The 17676-nt window shown below is 68.1% G+C and carries 13 protein-coding genes; 7 read left to right on the top strand and 6 right to left on the bottom strand.

What is annotated here, in order from left to right; translation table 11 throughout:
* Position 1: 1 nt before the first annotated feature.
* From QHF89_RS35245 to QHF89_RS35230, 4 genes are all read right to left on the bottom strand, one after another.
* Positions 2-904 (bottom strand): tetratricopeptide repeat protein, encoded by a 903-nt coding sequence (locus QHF89_RS35245; protein WP_136971701.1) that lies wholly within the window; start codon positions 902-904, stop codon positions 2-4.
* A gap of 606 nt (positions 905-1510) precedes the next feature.
* A complete protein-coding gene (locus tag QHF89_RS35240) occupies positions 1511-2722 on the bottom strand; it encodes a glycerophosphodiester phosphodiesterase (RefSeq protein WP_284721330.1) in 1212 nt (403 codons plus the stop codon).
* 142 nt (positions 2723-2864) lie between these two features.
* Positions 2865-3395 carry a hypothetical protein gene (locus QHF89_RS35235; protein WP_136971699.1) on the bottom strand — a complete coding sequence of 177 codons (531 nt, stop codon included), beginning with the start codon at positions 3393-3395 and terminating at the stop codon, positions 2865-2867.
* Positions 3396-3436: 41 nt separating this feature from the next.
* Positions 3437-4363, bottom strand: coding sequence for a LysR family transcriptional regulator (locus QHF89_RS35230; RefSeq protein WP_136971698.1), 927 nt, complete (start codon positions 4361-4363; stop codon positions 3437-3439).
* 74 nt (positions 4364-4437) lie between these two features.
* Here QHF89_RS35230 and QHF89_RS35225 point away from each other — a divergent pair, with 74 nt between their 5' ends.
* Complete coding sequence (locus tag QHF89_RS35225; protein WP_284721329.1) at positions 4438-5436, top strand: alpha/beta fold hydrolase; 999 nt, start codon at positions 4438-4440, stop codon at positions 5434-5436.
* Between the two features lie 77 nt (positions 5437-5513).
* Complete coding sequence (locus QHF89_RS35220) at positions 5514-6896, top strand: hypothetical protein (protein WP_136971696.1); 1383 nt, start codon at positions 5514-5516, stop codon at positions 6894-6896.
* Here QHF89_RS35220 and QHF89_RS35215 read toward each other — a convergent pair.
* Complete coding sequence (locus QHF89_RS35215; protein WP_136971695.1) at positions 6886-7608, bottom strand: TetR/AcrR family transcriptional regulator; 723 nt, start codon at positions 7606-7608, stop codon at positions 6886-6888. The genes QHF89_RS35220 and QHF89_RS35215 overlap by 11 nt on opposite strands.
* Positions 7609-7841: 233 nt before the next feature.
* Between QHF89_RS35215 and QHF89_RS35210 the strand changes: the two genes are divergently transcribed.
* The 5 genes from QHF89_RS35210 (at position 7842) to QHF89_RS35190 (ending at position 14065) form a co-directional block, all read left to right on the top strand.
* A complete protein-coding gene (locus tag QHF89_RS35210) occupies positions 7842-9626 on the top strand; it encodes a PEP-utilizing enzyme (protein ID WP_284721328.1) in 1785 nt (594 codons plus the stop codon).
* Entirely contained in the window at positions 9623-10429 is an 807-nt protein-coding gene (locus tag QHF89_RS35205) for a PEP/pyruvate-binding domain-containing protein (protein WP_284721327.1), read from the top strand. Before QHF89_RS35210 ends, QHF89_RS35205 begins: the two co-directional genes overlap by 4 nt.
* A gap of 13 nt (positions 10430-10442) precedes the next feature.
* On the top strand, positions 10443-11798 hold the full coding sequence (locus QHF89_RS35200; protein ID WP_284721326.1) for an MFS transporter: 1356 nt from the start codon (positions 10443-10445) through the stop codon (positions 11796-11798).
* Positions 11799-11855: 57 nt separating this feature from the next.
* Entirely contained in the window at positions 11856-12758 is a 903-nt protein-coding gene (locus tag QHF89_RS35195; RefSeq protein ID WP_284721325.1) for a helix-turn-helix transcriptional regulator, read from the top strand.
* Positions 12759-12850: 92 nt separating this feature from the next.
* Positions 12851-14065 carry an FAD-dependent monooxygenase gene (locus QHF89_RS35190; RefSeq protein WP_136971691.1) on the top strand — a complete coding sequence of 405 codons (1215 nt, stop codon included), beginning with the start codon at positions 12851-12853 and terminating at the stop codon, positions 14063-14065.
* 2 nt (positions 14066-14067) lie between these two features.
* Here the strand turns inward: QHF89_RS35190 and QHF89_RS35185 are convergent, their stop codons facing one another.
* Positions 14068-17673: an ABC transporter permease/M1 family aminopeptidase gene (locus QHF89_RS35185; RefSeq protein ID WP_136971690.1), complete on the bottom strand. Its 3606-nt coding sequence runs from the start codon at positions 17671-17673 to the stop codon at positions 14068-14070.
* Between the last annotated feature and the right edge of the window lie 3 nt (positions 17674-17676).

Raw genomic sequence — 17676 nt, 5'->3', positions numbered from 1 at the left:
TTCAGGATTTCCCGGCGCGCATCCGGTGGTGCGCCAGGCGGTCGCTCGTGCTCAGGGTCTCGGGATGACGCTCCCCCAGCGTCTTTTCTTGAAGGTCGAGCAGCCTCCGCGCGCACGCCTCCGCCTCCTCGTGTTTCTCCTGCACGGCCAGCATGTATTCGAGCAGGAACAGCGTTTTCAGGTGGTCCGGGTGGCGTTCGCCCAGCGTCGCCTCTTTCAGGGCCGCCACCCTGCGTAGGAGCCCCTCGGCTTCGCCTGGATTGCCCTGCTTCTGCAAGACGCTCGCGAGCCCACCCGCCGCCGACCAGAACGCCGGATGATTCGGGCCCACGGCACGCTCCTCCAGGACGAGCGCCCTTCGGTGGACCGCCACGGCCTCGTCCACCTTGCCCCCGACGCCCAACACACCGCCGAACAAGGCGAGCAGGGACCGGTAGGACGGCCTTCCGCCGTCCCGCGCATCGTCCTTTTGGGAGAGGGCTCGCGAGAGGATCGCCTCGGCCTCCGCGTCTTTTTCGTATTTCCCGAGGACGTTCACGAGGACGTGCAGCGACGCCTCGGTCCGAGGCTCGTCGGGCCCGAGGACCTTCTCGTGGAGCGCCAGCACCTCCCGGAGCAAGGCGACCGTCTCTTCGGGTCTGTCCTGGCTCGTCATGACGGCCGAGAGGAGGTTCAGCGACACCGGATAGGCGACATGGCGCGGGTCGAGCGCGTGGCCTTCGAGGGCCAGCGTTCGGCGCAGGAGCGCCTCGATCTCGGCGAACTTCCGTTGCACCAGGAGCGGCTCGACTTGCTTGACCAGCGCGGCGTCGTCCAGCGCGAAGGCCGCAGGTGCGCCCGTCGATGCTCGTTCCGCGGCGACCTGCTCCGTTTTTTTGCCCTTGAACCAGTCGAAAATGCCCATGGCGTAGCGAACCTACCCACAAATCCCCCCTCGGTTCAACCCGTGTCGTCCCGTACGACCCCGTCCCTCCGGCCGAAGCCGCGCGTTGCTCGATGGCGCCGCCTCGCCAGGACGAGCAGGTTTCGGGCGCTCGTGGGTGCTCGGGCGTTCGAGGGGGCGCGGGAGACGGTGACGCGTGGGTGTTCGAACGTTCGAACGGGCGCGCGTCACGGTGGCGCGAGGGTGCTGGGGCGTTTGGAGACGCAGAGGAGACGGTGACGCGTGGGTGTTCGAACGTTCCAACGGGCGCGCGTCACGGTGACGCGTGGGTGCTGGGGTGTTTGGAGACGCGGAGGAGACGGTGACGCGAGGGTGTTCGAAACGTTCGAACACCCTCGCGTCACGTCGACGCGCGGGGGTCGCTACGTTTGAAGACGCGGGAGCCAAGCCGGCGGCGCTGCCCGTGGCCCGTTGAACCCCCCTCCACGGTCTTGCCACCGGCCCGTTGGAAGAACTGCGCACTGCGCAGTTCTTCCACCTTCGGTCCAGGCCGTGCCTGGTCCGGGTCGAGGGGCGGACAGCCCCCGCGGGGTCCGGGGCAGCGCCCCGGCGGCGCGACGCTCCAAGTCACGGGCTCAAACGGGCGCGTGCCTTGACGGCTTCGTCGGGGAAATCGCTGAAGACGCCGTCGATGCCGAGGCGGTAGAAGACATCGTATTCGCTTGCTGGGGTCGCCTTGTAGTCTCCGGCGAGGAACATCCCTTCGCTGCGGAACGTCCACGTGTGCACGAACAGGCCCTTTCCGTGCGCGCGCGTGATGAGATCCGTTGGGGCCAGGGAGGTTCGATCGGCGTCGTCCACGGTGCCGTCGCCGTTGACGTCGTCGGCGGCGCCGTCGTTGTCCGCGTCTACGCCTTCCACCGACACGATGTATCGCTTCCACGGTGACACGCCGTCGGCATAACTTGCGAGGAATGCGAGACCTTCGTCGGTGAGCAGGTCTGCGAACGTGCGCGGGTCGTTCTTCTTGGCGAAATCGTACGGTTTGTCGTAGGGCGGCGCGAGCAGGATGGAGCCGTCCAGCGCGATGCCGTCTGCGTCGATGAGCTGCACCAGGGGCAACGACGTCTTTTGCCGCAGGGCTTGCAGGTTTCCGACCTCGAACGACTGGATGATCACCTTCGCGTCGGGGCCTGTGAGCCCGGCTTGGTCGAGGGCGGCGAGGAGTTTGTCTTCGAGCGGGAGGCCGAGCTCTTCGTGGTAGGTCGGGTGCTTCGTCTCCGGGTAGATGCCGATCACGCGCCCGGTTTCCTCGGACTTCGCCTTGGCGAGCGCGAGGACCTCTTCGAACGTCGGGATCTCGTACTTGCCATTGTGCTCCTGCGGCCGGTAGCTGCGCGGCTGCACGGCGCGGAGCTGCTTGATCTCCGCCAGCGTGAAATCACTCGCGAAAAAACCTTCCACGGAGACGCCGTCGACGAGCTTTGTCGTCTTCCGGTCTGCGAACTCGGGTTTCGAGGCGACGTCGGTCGTCGATCCGATCTCGGGCTCGTGGCGTGCGATGAGGTGGCCGTCCTTTGTGGCGACGAGGTCTGGCTCGATGAAATCGGCGCCTTGCTCGATCGCCAGCGTGTAGCTCTCGAGCGTGTGCTCGGGCAGGTAGCCGGAGGCCCCGCGATGGCCTGTCACGAGCGGCGCCTCGCCGTGCAGCGTCTTCCAGGGCTCGGGCGGGGTCGTCGCGGGAGGACGTGGGCTCCCGCCGTCGCCGCAGCCCACCACCAAGGCCGAGAGGAACACCCCGAGGAGGGCCGTACGCGCTTTGATGCTCGATGTCTTCATGGTTTTCCTCGTCATGGATTGTATTCGTGTTGCCTTCGTGGATACGCCGATCTCGTTGGGGGCGCGAGGATGCGCGGGCAAGTTGACGATCCTGCGACGGTCACGAAACACTCTGCCGCCTGCGCCGGAGCGTCGCCGGGGCTCACGTCCCGCCGCAGGCCTCGTACTCCGCCTTGCACGCGCCCATCGCCGCCTGCTGCGCGCATGGCGCGCAATCGCCCGTGATTCCCTCGCCGGCGCACTCCACCTTGCACGCGTCGGCGCATACGCCCGCCGCGCAGATGCAGGTGATGAACGCGTCCGTCGGGGGAGCCTCCGGGGCCAGATCGCAGCCTTGCACGCATGGACAGCAGATGCCGTCCCCCGGGCAACACCCGTCGCTGCGCCCCGCGGGACACGTGCATTCGGCGCCCCCGAGCTCCGCCTTGCAAGGACCAAAGCCGCTGCCGTCGTCGAGGCACCACGCGATGCCCGGCGGGCTCACGGCGTGGCACGTGCAGGAGGTGGTCTCGCCGGGAACACAAACCGTCCCGCCGCCGCCGCCGCCCGTGCCCGTCGCGCTCGTCGAGCTCGCCGCTGAACCGCCGCTGCCCGACGGGTTCGGGTCCTCCACGGTGGAGCCACAGGCGGCGAACACGGCCGTGATCAGAGCAAAAGCCAAAAAGGTTCGCATGGGGTCCCATACCACCGATCGCGACGCCTGCGGAATCCCTCTCAGAGCTCGCGCGCGATGCGGAGAATCTCCTCGCGCAGCCATCGATGCGCCGGGTCGTGGTCGAACGACGCGTGCCACAACATCGAGATCCCGGATTTGGGGAGCGTGATCGGCACGTCCGCCGTCGCCAGGCCCAGCGTCTCGGCTGCGGCGAGCGCCACGCTCCGGCGTAATGTCGCCACGGCGCGCAGCCGGCGGAGCAGGTAGGGGACGCCCACCGCGTGCGGCGTGCTCACGGCGATGCGCCGCTTCCATCGGTGTTTTGCGAGCGCCGCGTCGATGCTGTCCTCCAGCGCCGCGCGGGACGAGATTCGTACGTGCGGGATCGCGGCGTACCGCTCGGCCGTCATGGGCACGGAGGGGTCGTGCGCGCGGGGATCGAAGAGGCACAGGTACGTATCACCCGTGCAGATGACGCGGCGCTTGTGGTGCGTGCGGCCTTCGCGGAAGACGCCGATCGCGAGGTCGAGCTCGGCCGCGTCGAGCATGTCGGGGACCTCGGCCGGCGCGAAGGGGCGGACGTCGATCCGGACCTTCGAGGAGAAGCCTTCGAGGTGCACGAGCAGCGGCGGCAGGAGCGCGATCTCCATGTCGTCGTGGACGGCGATGCGGAACTGGCGCTCGTCCCGCGCGGGATCAAAAGGCGCCCTCGAAAGCAAGGTCGCCTGGATGCCGGCGAGCGCGGCGTGGACCTCGGCCGAGAGCTCCTGCGCGCGCGGCGTCGGTTGCATGCCGCCCTCGGCGCGCACGAAGAGCTCGTCGCCGAAGAGATCCCGCAGGCGCGCGAGGTTGTGGCTCATGGCCGATTGGCTGAGCCCGAGCCGCGCCGCCGCCCGTGTCACGTGGCGCTCCGTCAAGAGAGCATCAAAGGCCACGAGCAGGTTGAGGTCGAGCCGCGCGAGATGCGTGTGATCGATGATCGTCATGCGCTCTATCGGTTGGATTCATCCGAGCGGAGGGCCTACGTCAAGCCCCTCGACACATGTCGGAGGTGCTCTCGATGAAGAATGCAGCGGAGAGGTGGCGCCTGCGGGCCGGGGCGCTCACGTTTGGGGGGCTCGTGATGGTCGCAGGTTGTGGGGCGGCGCGGCCTCCGGAGCCGAGCGAAACGGGGGGGGACGCACAGGGAGAGCACGCCCTCCCCGAGGCGGGGCGCCTGCCGCCGGCCCGGCAGATCCACGTGAAGACGCCGGACGGGCTCTCGATCGCCGTGCAGGAATGGGGGCATCCCGAGGGGCCCGAGGTCCTTTTCGTTCACGGCCTCTCGCAGAGCCACCTCGCGTGGGCTCCGCAGATCCAGAGCCGCCTCGCGGACGATTTCCGGATCATCACGTACGACCTGCGTGGCCACGGCGTGTCGGACAAGCCGATCGAGGCGAAGTATTATGAGGAGGACCGACGTTGGGGGGACGAGCTCCGGGCCGTGATCGAGGGCGCGGGCTTGAAACGCCCTGTCGTCGTTGGATGGTCGCTCGGCGGGGTGGTGATCCTCGATTATTTGCGGGCGTATGGAGACGCGGCGCTCGGCGGCGTCGTGTTCGTGGACGCGGTGACGCGCCTCGATCGCGCGCTGCTCGGCGAGATGCCACCCCTCACGTCCGAGGACCTGCCCACGCGGCTCGGGGCCATGCGGCAATTCCTCCGCGATTGCTTCGTCGTGCCGCCGCCGCCGGCTGCATTCGAGACGATGCTCGCGTACAACGCCATGGTGCCCGCCTCTGTGCAGGCCGCCGTCGGGCACATTCCGCTCGATGGCGCCGACGAGGCGCTGCGGGCGCTCTCGGTCCCTGCGCTCGTGATTCATGGAGCGGAGGATCGGCACGCCAAGGTCGCGATGGCGACGCGCACGGCGTCACTCGTCCGCGGCGCGAGGCTCTCGCTCTACGAAGGCGTGGGGCACGCGCCTTTCTACGAGGCCCGGGAGCGGTTCAACGCCGAGCTTGCAAACTTCTTGCGGGAGGTGAATGGGGCGGCGCCGGGCCCAATGCCGCGTCCCTAGATTCCCCTTGTCATACGACCTATGGATCGATATTCCCACCTCTCCACGGGAACTGCTTGCCTGGAGAATGAGAATCGATGAAACACTCGATGGGAATCGGGATGGTGTTTGCCGCCGCGCTGCTCGCCGCGTGCGGCGAAGGAGGGAACGTCGGCACGGGCGGGGGCGGCGCGGCGTCGTCCTCGGCGACGGGGGGCGAGGGCGGGGGCGGCTCGTCCTCGTCCTCGGCGAGCGGTGGCGGCGGCCCTGTGCCCGCGCCCGGCTGGGCCACGGAGCTGCCCGCGGGCGGCGGCTGGACCGAGCTCGCGGACTCCGAGCCCTTCGAGGCGTGGGCCGCCGAAAACCTCGTGCCGAAGACCGGGTACGTCGGCTCGGGGCCCATCGGGGCCGTGCGCGACGCGTACTGCAATCCGGTGTTCGATCACGCGGGCAAGGCGTTTTACCTCTTCGGCGGGGGCCATCACGACGGCAGCGTCAACGCCGTCTTCAAGCTCGACGCGGCGACGCTGAAGTACAGCATCGTCGTGCCGCCGACGCCGCCCTCCGCGTATCCACCGGCCTACACCGCGCCGAACTCCCCCATCGTGTATCCCTCCGGCGCGACGAACGGGTTTTTCCAGACCGCGGCGACGCTGACGGACGCCGCCGACCTGCCCTACGCGGCGCCCTTCGCCGCGCCCCAGTCGAGCCATACCTATTCCGCGATGAGCTTCGCCAACGGCAAGGTGATCCTGCACTACGGCCCCGTGCGCGACGCCGACGTGGGGAGCGGGACGTGGAGCTACCTCGACAAGGACACGTACGGGCCGCAGCTCGTCAAGTTCAACCCCAACTACCACGAGGTCGTGCTCCAAGCGGGCACGCGGACGGCCAACGACCCGGCAACTGGCAAGGCGTGGACGACGCTCATCGCCGGGGATGCCGGATTGAATTGGCGCAACGGCGTGCTCGAGATCGACCCCGCCACGCACACGATCGAGAACGTGGTGGACGCGAAGTGGGGGGTGTTCGGCGACTCCTCGATCGTGATCGGCGGGCCGTACGTCTATGTCTTCAGCCCGACCAAAGCCGACGGCACCGCGACCGCCACGCGTGGCTGGCGCATCGACAAGGCGACACGCGCGGTCGAGCACCTGACGCTCGAAGGCGATCTGCCGAGCTGGCCCGAATTCGCCCAGAAGCAAGAGGGCATTCCGGTCTTCTACGACGGGGCGAAGCTGAATTTCTGGAACTACAGCGTCGACGCGGATCGTGATGCGTTCTTCCGCGTCGATCTCGAGCCCAAGAGCGGCGCCGGCACCGAGGCGGAGCCCTATGTGCTGTCGTCCACGCGAAAGGCGCTCCCGCCCTCGGGGATGCCCTCGCCCGCGCTGACGTACGAGCTGACCTACATCGCGGAATGGGGCGTCGTGTTGTTCCTGCCGCAGGCCAGCGCCAAGCTCTGGGCCATCAAGCTCTGAGAGGGCATTCCTCGGATCGTTTGCCGAGGAGCTGCGCGCGCATGTTTTCAAGCATCGTGCCGAGTCGCAAGGCCGCGGCTTCGACGGCTGCGCGATCCGGCGGCTCGGGCCTCTCGAATGCGTCGCGCACCGTGGCGGCCAGGATGTCCGCTTGCCGCTCCAGCGTGGGCCCCTCGTGCGACGGGAGCTTCGACAGCAAAAAGGAACCCGCCAGGATGGCCTCGATGGCGTGGGCCTGATCGGGGAGCGGGCGATCCACGCGGATCAGCCCGTGATCCCGAAAGACCTGCAACATCCGGGTGAGGTGGTCCGCGAGCCCGAGGACGCGGGCCAAGGACGGCGCCGATCGGTCCGGCGCGAGCGCGCCCAGGATATCGGCTTCCTCTCCGAAAATGGCCCGCGCAAGCGGGCGCCCCGTGTGGAGCAGGAACATCGAGCGAAACATCCGGTGCGGCAGCACCATCCTCGGCTCCACGCGAATCTCGTGGATCTGCGCGTCGAGCATGGCGGCGACCTCGCGGCGCAAAAGCTCCATGAAGAGCGCCTCTTTGGACTTCCAGTGGAGGTAGATGGTGCCTTTCCCTACACGAGCACGACGCGCGATGTCGTCGATCGTGACCCGCTTGTAGCCCCACCCGAGGAGGAGCTCCTGGGCCACCACGAGGATCCGCTCGCCGCGCCCTCGGTGCTGCTCGTCATCCTGCGCCGCCATCGCGCCGCACTCTACAGCGACCCAAGGCCGAGGACCAACACCGACCGGTACTGGATGACCAACTTTCCAAACCGGTCATGGGGTACTGGACAGCACGCCTGGGATCTCCTAGTCTCGCGATCGTCACGCTTCCGTAACGAGATCGTCACCGAGGAGCGAGGGCGCTCCCTCGAACGAGAACGAGCGGGCCCGGCTCCCCAGGCAATCGCTTCCATCAGGACGAGGTGAAGGCAATGAAGGTCCATCCGATGTTCGCCGACGTCAGGTTCGAACCACCCGGCCCCGGCCCGTGGGAGCTCGAAAAGTCGCATTTCTCGCGCCCTGCGACGCGGTTCGGCGCGGACGCCCTGAAGGAGGGCATGCCGATCGGGTTCGCCAAGGGAATGGAGCGATACGGGCTTCCCATGAAAGGGATGAGCCTGGTCATGGTGAATGGCTTCGCCTACGGCCAGATGCAGCCTCTCGGCGTCCCGGCGGGCGTCGCGAGCCTGGGCAGCGGGCCGCCGCCGAAGCCCGTGATGTGGCTCCTTTTCCGCCTGCATCCCCAGATTCGAGCGCGGTTCAAGCGATGCGAGCAGGTGTTCGAATCGAAGCTCTGGCGCGCGGATCTCGGGCACTGGGACAGGGTCGACAAACCACGCGCCATCGAGAAACACCTGGCCCTCCAGGCGATCGATCCGGCCTCGCTCGACCTCGGCGCGCTCCGGGAACACCTGAAGCGCACGCGGACGCACATGGCGGAGATGATCACGCTCCACCACGAATACAACTTCACGGTCATGCTGCCGACGGGCGATTACATCGCGCACGTCCGCGAATGGACGGGCGTGAGCTCGGGCGAGGCGCTCGCGCTCTTGCGAGGCACGTCGCCGCTCGCCCGCGGCATCGCCATCGACGAGCTCGAAGCGCTGGCGAAGGCGCTCCGAGCAAGCGAGGAGGGGCGCCGGGTGCTCACGCGGCAGGGCGATGCGCAGGCCACGCTCGACGCGCTCGTGGCGATGCCGGGGGAGGTCGGGACGGCGGCGCGTGCGTACCTGGATCTCGTGCGGTGCCGGTCGATCGGATACGACATCTCGGACAAGACCGCGGGCGAGCTGCCGGACATGCTCGTCCGGGCGATTCGAGCGACGGTCGAGGAGAACCGTGCGGACGACGCGCTCGCCACGCGTGACGCGAAGGAGCGGGAGATCCGCGCGCGCGTGCCGGCTGCACACCGGTCGCATTTCGACGAGCTGCTCGGCGAGGCGCGGCGCGTGAACCGGCTGCGCGACGAGCGAGGCATTTACGGCGATAGCTGGGGGACCGGGCTCGCGCGCAGGGCCGTGCTCGAAGTGGGGCGCCGGCTCGCCTCTGCCGGGAAGATCGAGGATCCCGAGCGCGCCACGGACCTCACGATCGACGAGATGGTCGCGCTCCTCGAAGGCCGCTCGGGCCCTTCTGCGGCGGAGCTCTCCAAGCGCGCGCTTTATCGAGCGACGATGACCCTCGACCACGCGCCGCCGTGGTTGAATGCGCCGCCCGGCGAACCACCGCCCCTCGACGTTTTCCCGGCCGCGGCGCGCCGCGCGATGAAGGCCATGAACGTGCTCATGGACGACATGACCGCGGAGCACACGAACACGAGCAAATCGCCCGAACCCGAAATCAAGAACGCCGCCGCGCGCGTCCAGGGCCTCACCATCAATGCGGGCGTGTACGAAGGAACGGCGCGTGTCGTCCTCGATCCTGCGGATTTCGGGCGAATCCAGAAAGGCGACGTGCTCGTGACGCGGTCGACGTCCGCCTATTTCAACGTCGTGCTCCCGCTGCTCGGCGCGATCGTGACCGATCGGGGAGGGCAGCTCTCCCATGCGGCGATCGTGGCGCGCGAATACGGCATCCCCGGGATCGTCGGCACGAAGGCGGCGACGGCGACGATCCCCGACGGCGCGCGCGTGCGCGTGGACGGGGAAACCGGCGAAGTGACCATCCTCGCCGCGGCGCCCCTGGCCTCGCTCGCGCCGGAGGTGGCGTTGTGATCGCCGCGCTCGACGCACACCTCCCGGAGGCCGAGTTCGGCGGAAAGGCCGCGCAGCTCGGGCAAGCGCATCGAAGCGGCCTGCCCGTGCCGCCGGCGTTCGCGCTCTCGTCCGACTTCGTGGATCACGTCGTCGCGGGGGACGAAGCGCGGCTCGGCCGGCTCTTCGACGCGTTCGCGACGCTCGCCGGGCCCGTGGCGGTCCGGTCCTCCGGGATCGGCGAGGACGGCGCCTCGGCGAGTTTTGCCGGGCAACACGCGACGGTCTTGAACGTGCGCAGCCCGCACCAGTTGCGAGGCGCGCTCGCGACCGTGCACGGCTCGGCACGCACGGCGTCGGCGCTCGCCTATCGACGCAAGCTCGGGCTCCCGCCGGAGCCTCGGATGGGCGTCGTCGTGCAGCGGCTCGTCCTCGCCGAATGCGCGGGCGTGCTCTTCACCCGCCACCCGACGACGGGCGCCGACGAGCGCGTCATCGAGGCGACCTGGGGCCTCGGCGAGGCGGTCGTCGCGGGGATCGTCACGCCGGACCATTATCGTGTGGCCCGCGGCGGGCGTGTCCTCGAAAAGAGGCCCGGCGAGAAGGACTGCGCGATTGTGTGGAGCGAGGACGGCGGCACGGCCGAGGTCCCCGTCCCGGCGCATCGGGTCGAAGCCTTTTGCCTTGACGACGCGCGCCTCGCGGCGCTCGACGCGCTGGCCTCGGCGTGTGAAGCGGCCTTCGGCGGGACGCAGGATCTCGAATGGGCGTTCGCCGAGGATCGCCTGTATCTGCTCCAGAGGAGAGCGATCACCCGTGGCTGAACAAGGGCCTCGTGTGCCCACACGCTTGCTCGTCGCGATTGCCTTGTCGGCCTCGCTCGCGCCGCTCAACTCCACGATGGTCGCCGTCGCGCTGCCGGAAATGTCGCGCGACCTCGGCGCCGAGTCGAGCGTGCTCCGGCAGGGGCTCGTGACGAGTTATCTGCTCACGAACATCGTCCTGCAGAGCCCGGGCGGCAAGCTCGGCGATCGGCTCGGATACCGGCGGGCGCTCGCGATGGGCCAGATCCTCTTCGCGCTCGGCGCCACGCTCGCCTACGTCTGGCCCCTCCTCCCGGGGCTCACGGCGGCGCGTATTCTCATGGCCGCGGGCGGCGCGATCCTCGCCCCGAGCGCGTTCGCCATGCTGCGCACCGAGCTTCCGCCGGAGGTGCGCGCCCGCGCGTTCGGCGCGATGGGCGCCATGATGGGGCTCTCGGCGGGCCTCGGCCCGAAGGTCGGGGCGCTGCTCGTGACGCATTTCGGGTGGACGTCCATTTTCCTCGCGAACGTCCCGGTCCTCCTCCTCTCCGCCGCGCTCGTGCATCTCGGCGCGCCCGCGGCCTCGCCGCCGAAAGAGGCCGCGCCGCGACCCCGCTTCGACGTGCTCGGCTCCGTGCTCCTCGGGGCCTCGCTGCTCGGGCTCGTGATCGGCCTCGAAAACAAGGATCTCCGGTGGGCTGCCGCGCTCGGCGTGGTCGGGCTCGTTCCTTTTGCGTGGTGGGAGCAGCGCGCCGCGGATCCCATCATCGATTTCTCGTTGTTCAAGCGCCGCAGCTTCGTCGCGGGCAGCTTGCTCATCGCCATCCAGAACTTCGCCATGTACTCGATGCTGTTCGAGCTTCCGCAGGTCGCGGGGCGGCTCTTCGGCGCGGGACCACGCGACGTCGGCAATACGCTGGTGACGATGATGGCCATGATGATCGTCGCGTCCCCCCTCGCCGGGCGCGCGTCCGAGCGCTTCGGGGCGCGCGCCGTGGCGCTCGCCGGATCTGCGCTTGCGCTCGTGGGAATGACGCTGCTCGTGTTCCTCCCTTGGAATGCCGTGACGGACGCGGTGCCTGCGCTCGGCTTGCTCGGCCTGGGCCTCGGCCTCACGTCGGCGCCCTCGCAAGCCTCCTCGATCAGCGACGTGCCCCGGGAAAAAAGCGGAATGGCGGCGGGCCTCACCTCCACCATGCGTTACCTCGGCGGCATTGCCGGCTTGACCGTGCTCGGCTTCGTCCTCACGGAGAGCCCGGTCCCCGAGATCGCCCGGCGCGAGCACGCGACCTCGATCGTGATTTTCTGCGCATCCCTCGTCGTGACCCTCGGCTGCGCGGCGCTCCTCCCGGGCCGCCTCCCGCCGCCCGTGCCCGCAGCATCGCGCTGAGCCCGCCTCGCGCGCAGAATCCCCCATACATCCCGGTGTATGCGATGCTTGCAGGACATGCGTCGCGCGCCCAAGCACCCCCCTCCGCACGTTCTCACGCTGGACGAGTTCGGTGCCGGGGGCTTGCCCTTGCGTGTCCTTCGCCTCTCCGGGCCCAAACCCACGCCGCTGCCCGGGCCGATGATCTCGACCTTCTTCACGGTGTTCGTGCTGACGGCGGGGAGGGGGCGAGGCCGTCATCTGGAGGAGGTCGATCTCCATGCCGGGGATATCCACATCGTCCCCGCGGGCGTGGCGCACCAGCCCCTCGAGGTCGTCGACCTGGATGGATGGATCTTGGGCTTTGATCCGACGCTGCTGAGCTCTCCGCATCGGCTGCCAGGACGACCCCGCATCGGGGGAGATGCGAAGGCGGCGCCGGTGCGCAGCATCTTTCTCCGGGGATTGCTCCGGCTGCGACCCGGGCCACCTCGGCGGCAACGGATCGAGCGCGTGGTGGCCGAGCTGGAGGCCGAGCTGCGAGAGGCCCAGTGGGGCGCGGAGAACGCCGCGCTCGCATGGTTTGCCCTCCTGATCACGGAGTTCATGCGCGAACTTTCGGAGCACGCGCCGCTCGCGCCGCCCATGCTCAGCGGGCTCGTGCAGGAGGCGCTCCGCTTCATCGAAGCGCACTGCCTGGAGCCTCTCTCGCTGCAGGACGTCGCGGCGGCGCTCGGGCGCACGCCTTCGCACGTGGCCAACATCATCCGCCGGGAGACCGGGCTGACCGTGGGGGACTGGCTGCGCGAGCATCGCATGGCCGAGGCCCGGCGGCGGCTCCTGGAGACGGACGCGAGCATCGAGACCATCGCGGACCAGGTGGGGTATGCCGACGTCACCCATTTCATCCGCACCTTCCGGCGCGCCCAGGGAATGACCCCCCGGGCCTTTCGCGAGCGGCGCCGCCGCGAAGACGCCTGAAGCGCACCTCCTGCCGACCCCAATCCAGGCCGATTTCCGCCCCAACCCGCGCTCTGCCGGCCGGCGCCGTCCATCGCTAATGTCAAAGAATCATGACGACATCAGCGACATCTGGGCGCCGCGTTTTGATCGTTGGACTTGGCATCGCCGGCATCGCCACGGCCCTCCGGCTGCACAGGGCCGGCTGGGAGCCCGTGATCCTCGAGCGGGCACCGGCGCGCCGCAAAGGCGGCTACTTCATTGGCCTCTTCGGCACGGGCCAGGCGTCCGCCAAGCGGCTCGGCGTGCTCGAGGCCATGGGCAGCCGCCAGCACCCGCAATCATTGACGTACGAGGTGGACCGGTCCAATCGTCGTCGCAAGGGCATGAACTTCGCCGACGTGCCCGGCGGGCCGCGCATGCTGCTGCGCGGCGACGTCGAGAATGGCTTGTTCTCCGCGCTGCCGGAGGGGGTGGAGATCCGCTTCTCGACGGTCCCCACCCGGATGGAGCAGGTCGATCGCGGCGTCGACGTCACGACGACCCACACGACGACTGGCGCGACCGTGACCGAGCGCTTCGACCTCGTGGTAGGCGCCGACGGAATGCGCTCGACCGTGCGAAAGCTCGTCTTCGGCCCGGACGAGGACTTCCTTTACCCGCTGAAGTACATGATCGGTGCGGCCATCTTGAGCAAACCCGTCAGCGGCTACCATCTGCACGACGGGCTGGTCCTGGCCGAGGCCGGGCGATCGGTATGGATCTTCCCCTTCGCAAACCACAACCCCGGCGTGCTGTTCTCCTACCGCGTGGACGACGTCGATGCGCAGTTCCGAAGGCCTCGCATCGAGTCGATTCGCAAGGCGTACGGTCCGGAGCCGGCAGGGCCCTTGCTGAACGAGCTCTTCGACGATTTCGCGGCCGCGGACGAGTATCTCTTCGACTCGGTCAACCAGGTTCGCATGAATCGCTGGCACAAGGGGCGGGTCGTGCTGGTCGGCGACGCGGCGTGGTGCTTGACGCTGTATTCAGGGATGGGCGCTTCGACCGGCCTGGCCGGAAGTGAGCTCTTGGGCAACATGCTGGAGACGTACCCCGACGACGTGGGACGCGCGCTCGTCGCCTGGGAGGAGAAGCTTCGCCCGTTCATCACGAGCCTGCAGGCCCACGGGCTGAAAATGAGGGCGTTCTTCACCCCGTCCGGGGAAGCTCAACGGATCCTGCGCGCGGCGTTCCTCCGCCTCGCCGGCTCGCCCGTCACGCGCCCGATCTTCGAAAGACTGACCCTCAAGGATCAACTGACGATGCGCGACATCGTCGTGCAGTAGGTCTAGAGATCCACCCGCTTGCGGTTGTCCGAGGACACGCGGTCGATGAGCTTGTTGTTCGGATCGAAGCCGGCTTCATAAGGCTCCGCGTCGACCACGACGGTCACCTGCTCGTGCTGCTTCGTCACGTGGTGCCGCTCCAGGTACAGCACCTCCTCGTCCGCCTCCTTGCCTGATTTGCCGCGCGCGAACACGCCGACCTCGATCCAGTCGTCGAGCTCGCCCGGCGTCTCCTTGCCCGTGCCGTCGGCGTAACGCTTGTCCGCGAACAGGTCGAGCTTCACCTCGTACTTGCCGTCGTCGCGCTTGCGTGCGGTCGCTGCCTCGACCCGGTTGTCATAGAAGCAGATCTTCTCGAACAGATCGGTGATCAGCGCCTCGTGCGCTGGGCCGGCCTCGGCGCGGATGTACGCCAGAAGCTCGGCCGACGTCGTGTACGGCGGCTGCTGGTACCCTTTGTCTTGCAAGAATTTCTTCAGCGCGCGGTTCAGCGCGGCCTCGCCGATCTCCTCGCGCAGGCGGTAGAACACCAGCGATCCCTTCTGGTAGTGGATGTATTGCTGGTTCTCCACCCGGTAGAGCGGCAGCTCCTCGACCCGCTCGCCGCCGCGGCCGGCGAGGTACTTGTCGAGCTCGTCCTTGAGGAAACGGCGCATCTTGGGGCGGCCGTATTCCTGCTCCATCACCATCAACGCCGAGTACTGCGAAAGCGACTCCGACAGCACGGTCGCCCCTTGCACGTTGGCGCCGATCACCTGGTGCGCCCACCACTGGTGCGCGATCTCGTGCGCGGTCACGTAAAACACGTAATCGACGGCGTTCGCGTCGCGCAGGTCGGCGATGAAGCCGATCGACTCCGAATAGGGGATGGTGTTGGCGAAGCTCTGGGCGAAGCTCGCGTACCCCGGAAACTCGATGATCCGCACCTGGCGGTGCTGGTAGGGCGTGAAGTTGGCCTCGTAATAGGCCAGCGACTTCTGCACCGCCTCGATCATGCGATCGACGTTGTACGGATGCTTCGGGTCGTAATAGATCTCGATCGGGATCTGCCCGGGCGTGCCTTCCTTGTAGAACGCCTTCTTCACCTGCCAGCGCGCCGACAGGAAGGCGTAGAAGTTCAGCATCGGCCGGTCCATGGCGTAGCTGAAGCAGCGACGGCCGTCGCGCTGGAACTCCTCCTTCAGGTAGCCCGGCGCGAGCGCGGTCTGATCCGGCGCGGTGCAAATGGTGGTCTTGAAGTCGAGCCAATCGGCGTCGTCGTCGACATAGGTGCTCGCGCGCGCCGCCTGGTCTTCGAGCTTCGGCATGCGGGTGGGCTCGCCGAGCCCGCGCTTGCGGCGGTCGTTCCGGTCGTCGATCTGCACGCGCTCGTCGTAGCCGAGCTGCGGGAACATGCGGTTGTTGAAGAAGCTCCCGTTCTCGACGATCTGCGTCTGCGCGAGCTCGTTCGTGATGCCTCTCGGGTGGTAATCGAGCTGGAAGCGCACCTCGCGCTCCTCGCCCGGCTGCATCGGCCGCGCGAGACGATAGATGCGGTAGCCCAGCGGGGCATCGTGTTTCACGAGCTCGGCGCCGCCGAAATCGATGGATACGAGCGCCTTGTCGTTGGTGACGTTGATGTGCACCTCCTCGATCGGCGCGGCGTGGGGGTTGTGCACGCGGTAGATCCCGTCGATGCGCACCACCTGCGTCTCGGGACGTAGGTCGATCTGCGTGGACGAGGCCCGGATCCTCGGCTGCGGCAGATGCTTGTAGCGGCCGTATTCGTTTTCGTACCGCGCCGCGAGGTCGAGGTTCTGCTCCGGCGAGCGATAATCGTTGCGGATGTTCGTGTTCCAGAACAGGAAGCCGCCCACGGCCACGAACGAGAGCAGGCCGAGCCCGAAGGCCACGCCGAGCCGGCCGCGCAGCCGCTGCCGCGCCACCACGAAGCGCTCGCGCCGGCTGTTGATGCTGCCGCGCACCCAGAATGCCACCGACAGGAGCAGCAGCGAGAGCAGGAGCAGGCCCCAGTACCCCTGGAACCAGAGCTGCGCCGACAGGAAATGGCCATAGCCGTTCATGTCCGAGTACGGCGCGTTCGGCCAGCTCCCGAAGTTGTAGAGGTGATGGGTGAAGTCCAGCAGGCCGAGCGCGGTCTGCAGGGCGAGCACCAGGATCAGCAGCGCATACCCGACGAACTTGTTGTTGCAGAACACCTGCAGCGTCAATGCCAGGCCGCCCATCAGCACGTACACGCCGGCGTCGAGCGTGAGCGTCTTCAGGTACAGGAGCGGTTCGAGCTGCGTATACCCCTTGGCGAGCTGGATCAGCATCGCGGCGATCGCGCCGATCGCCTGGAAGGTGGCGATCACCGCCAGGAGCGCCCCGAACTTCGCGAGGAGCGGCACCCAGCTCGGCACGGGCATCGCGTCGGTGACCTCGTGCATCTTGGCGCCGCGCTCCTTCCACACGAGCTCGCCGGCGTAAAACAGCACGATGATCACCAGCAGGAAGCTGTAGCTGCCCTGCAGCGCGGACAGCATCTGCGAGGTCACCGGGTGAATCGGCGTCTCGTACATGGTGTGGCGGAGCAGCGCGCTCGGGATGAAATTGGCGATTCCGAACGCGAGCATCACCAGGAACGGCACGCTTCGAAACACGCCCACGGTGTCGAAGCGCAATTGACGCAGAAACTGCCGCCCCACCGTGGAGGTCGTGAAGACGGGCTCGGGCCTGTGCACGGCCGCGACGGCGGGCCGGGCCGCGCGCTCCGGCGCGGCGAGCGCCTCTCCCTTTGCCTTTCGGCCCCAGCGCCTGCGGCCGGTGCCGCTGCGCTCGGTCTTGAACAGCGCGAAGGTCGCCGCGAACAACGCCGCGGCGATGGCCGTCCAGAGCACGCGGTTGGCGAGGAGGTAGCCCCCGATCGCCGGCAGGCCAGTATTGCGCTCCTCGGCCGACCAGTAGCGGATGGTGCGTTCGAGGGCGCGCGCGCCGAGCGGCTCCATCAGCGTGGCGATCCAGACGTTGTCGAGGTCGCGCAAGAGCGCCGAGCTCGTGCCGTACAGCACGAAGAACGCGATCACGCCGATGTAGACCCACAGAATGCTGCGTGTCACCACCGCCATCAGCGAGAGCAGCGCGCCGGTGAAGAGCAGATTCGGAACGACGAAGACCACGAACGCCCAGAGGTAGGGCTTCAGCGAGACCGGCCCGAGGCGCGCAGGATCGATCCACGGCATGAACTGGGCGATGAACATGCCCAGGCCAATCGCGATGTACACGACCAAACTCGCCGTGAGCGCCGCGCCGAGCCGCCCGAGGAGGTAATCGCGTTTGCGGATGGGGCTCGCGAAGAAGAGCTCCGCGGTGCCCTGTTCGAAGTCGCGCAAAAGGGCGCTGTTGATGAAGATCGTGATGACCAGCATCCCGAACAGCGTGAAGAGCGCGAACCAGGTGGCGAGGACCGTCGGCGCATTCCGGTAGACGTTGCCGATGCTCCCGCCCATCCGGACGGCCTCGCTGCTGGCCGCCCCGAAGGCCAGGAGCCCGAACAAGCCGGTGATGAGCCAGAGCAGTGGCGAACGGAGCTGCTCGCGCAGCTCGAAGCGGAAGAGTTCACGGATCATGGC

Source organism: Polyangium sorediatum (genome assembly GCF_029946465.1).
Classification (GTDB): domain Bacteria; phylum Myxococcota_A; class Polyangia; order Polyangiales; family Polyangiaceae; genus Polyangium; species Polyangium fumosum.
The sequence above is the reverse complement of the archived record's forward strand: the minus strand, read 5'-3'. Positions and strand labels throughout refer to the sequence as shown.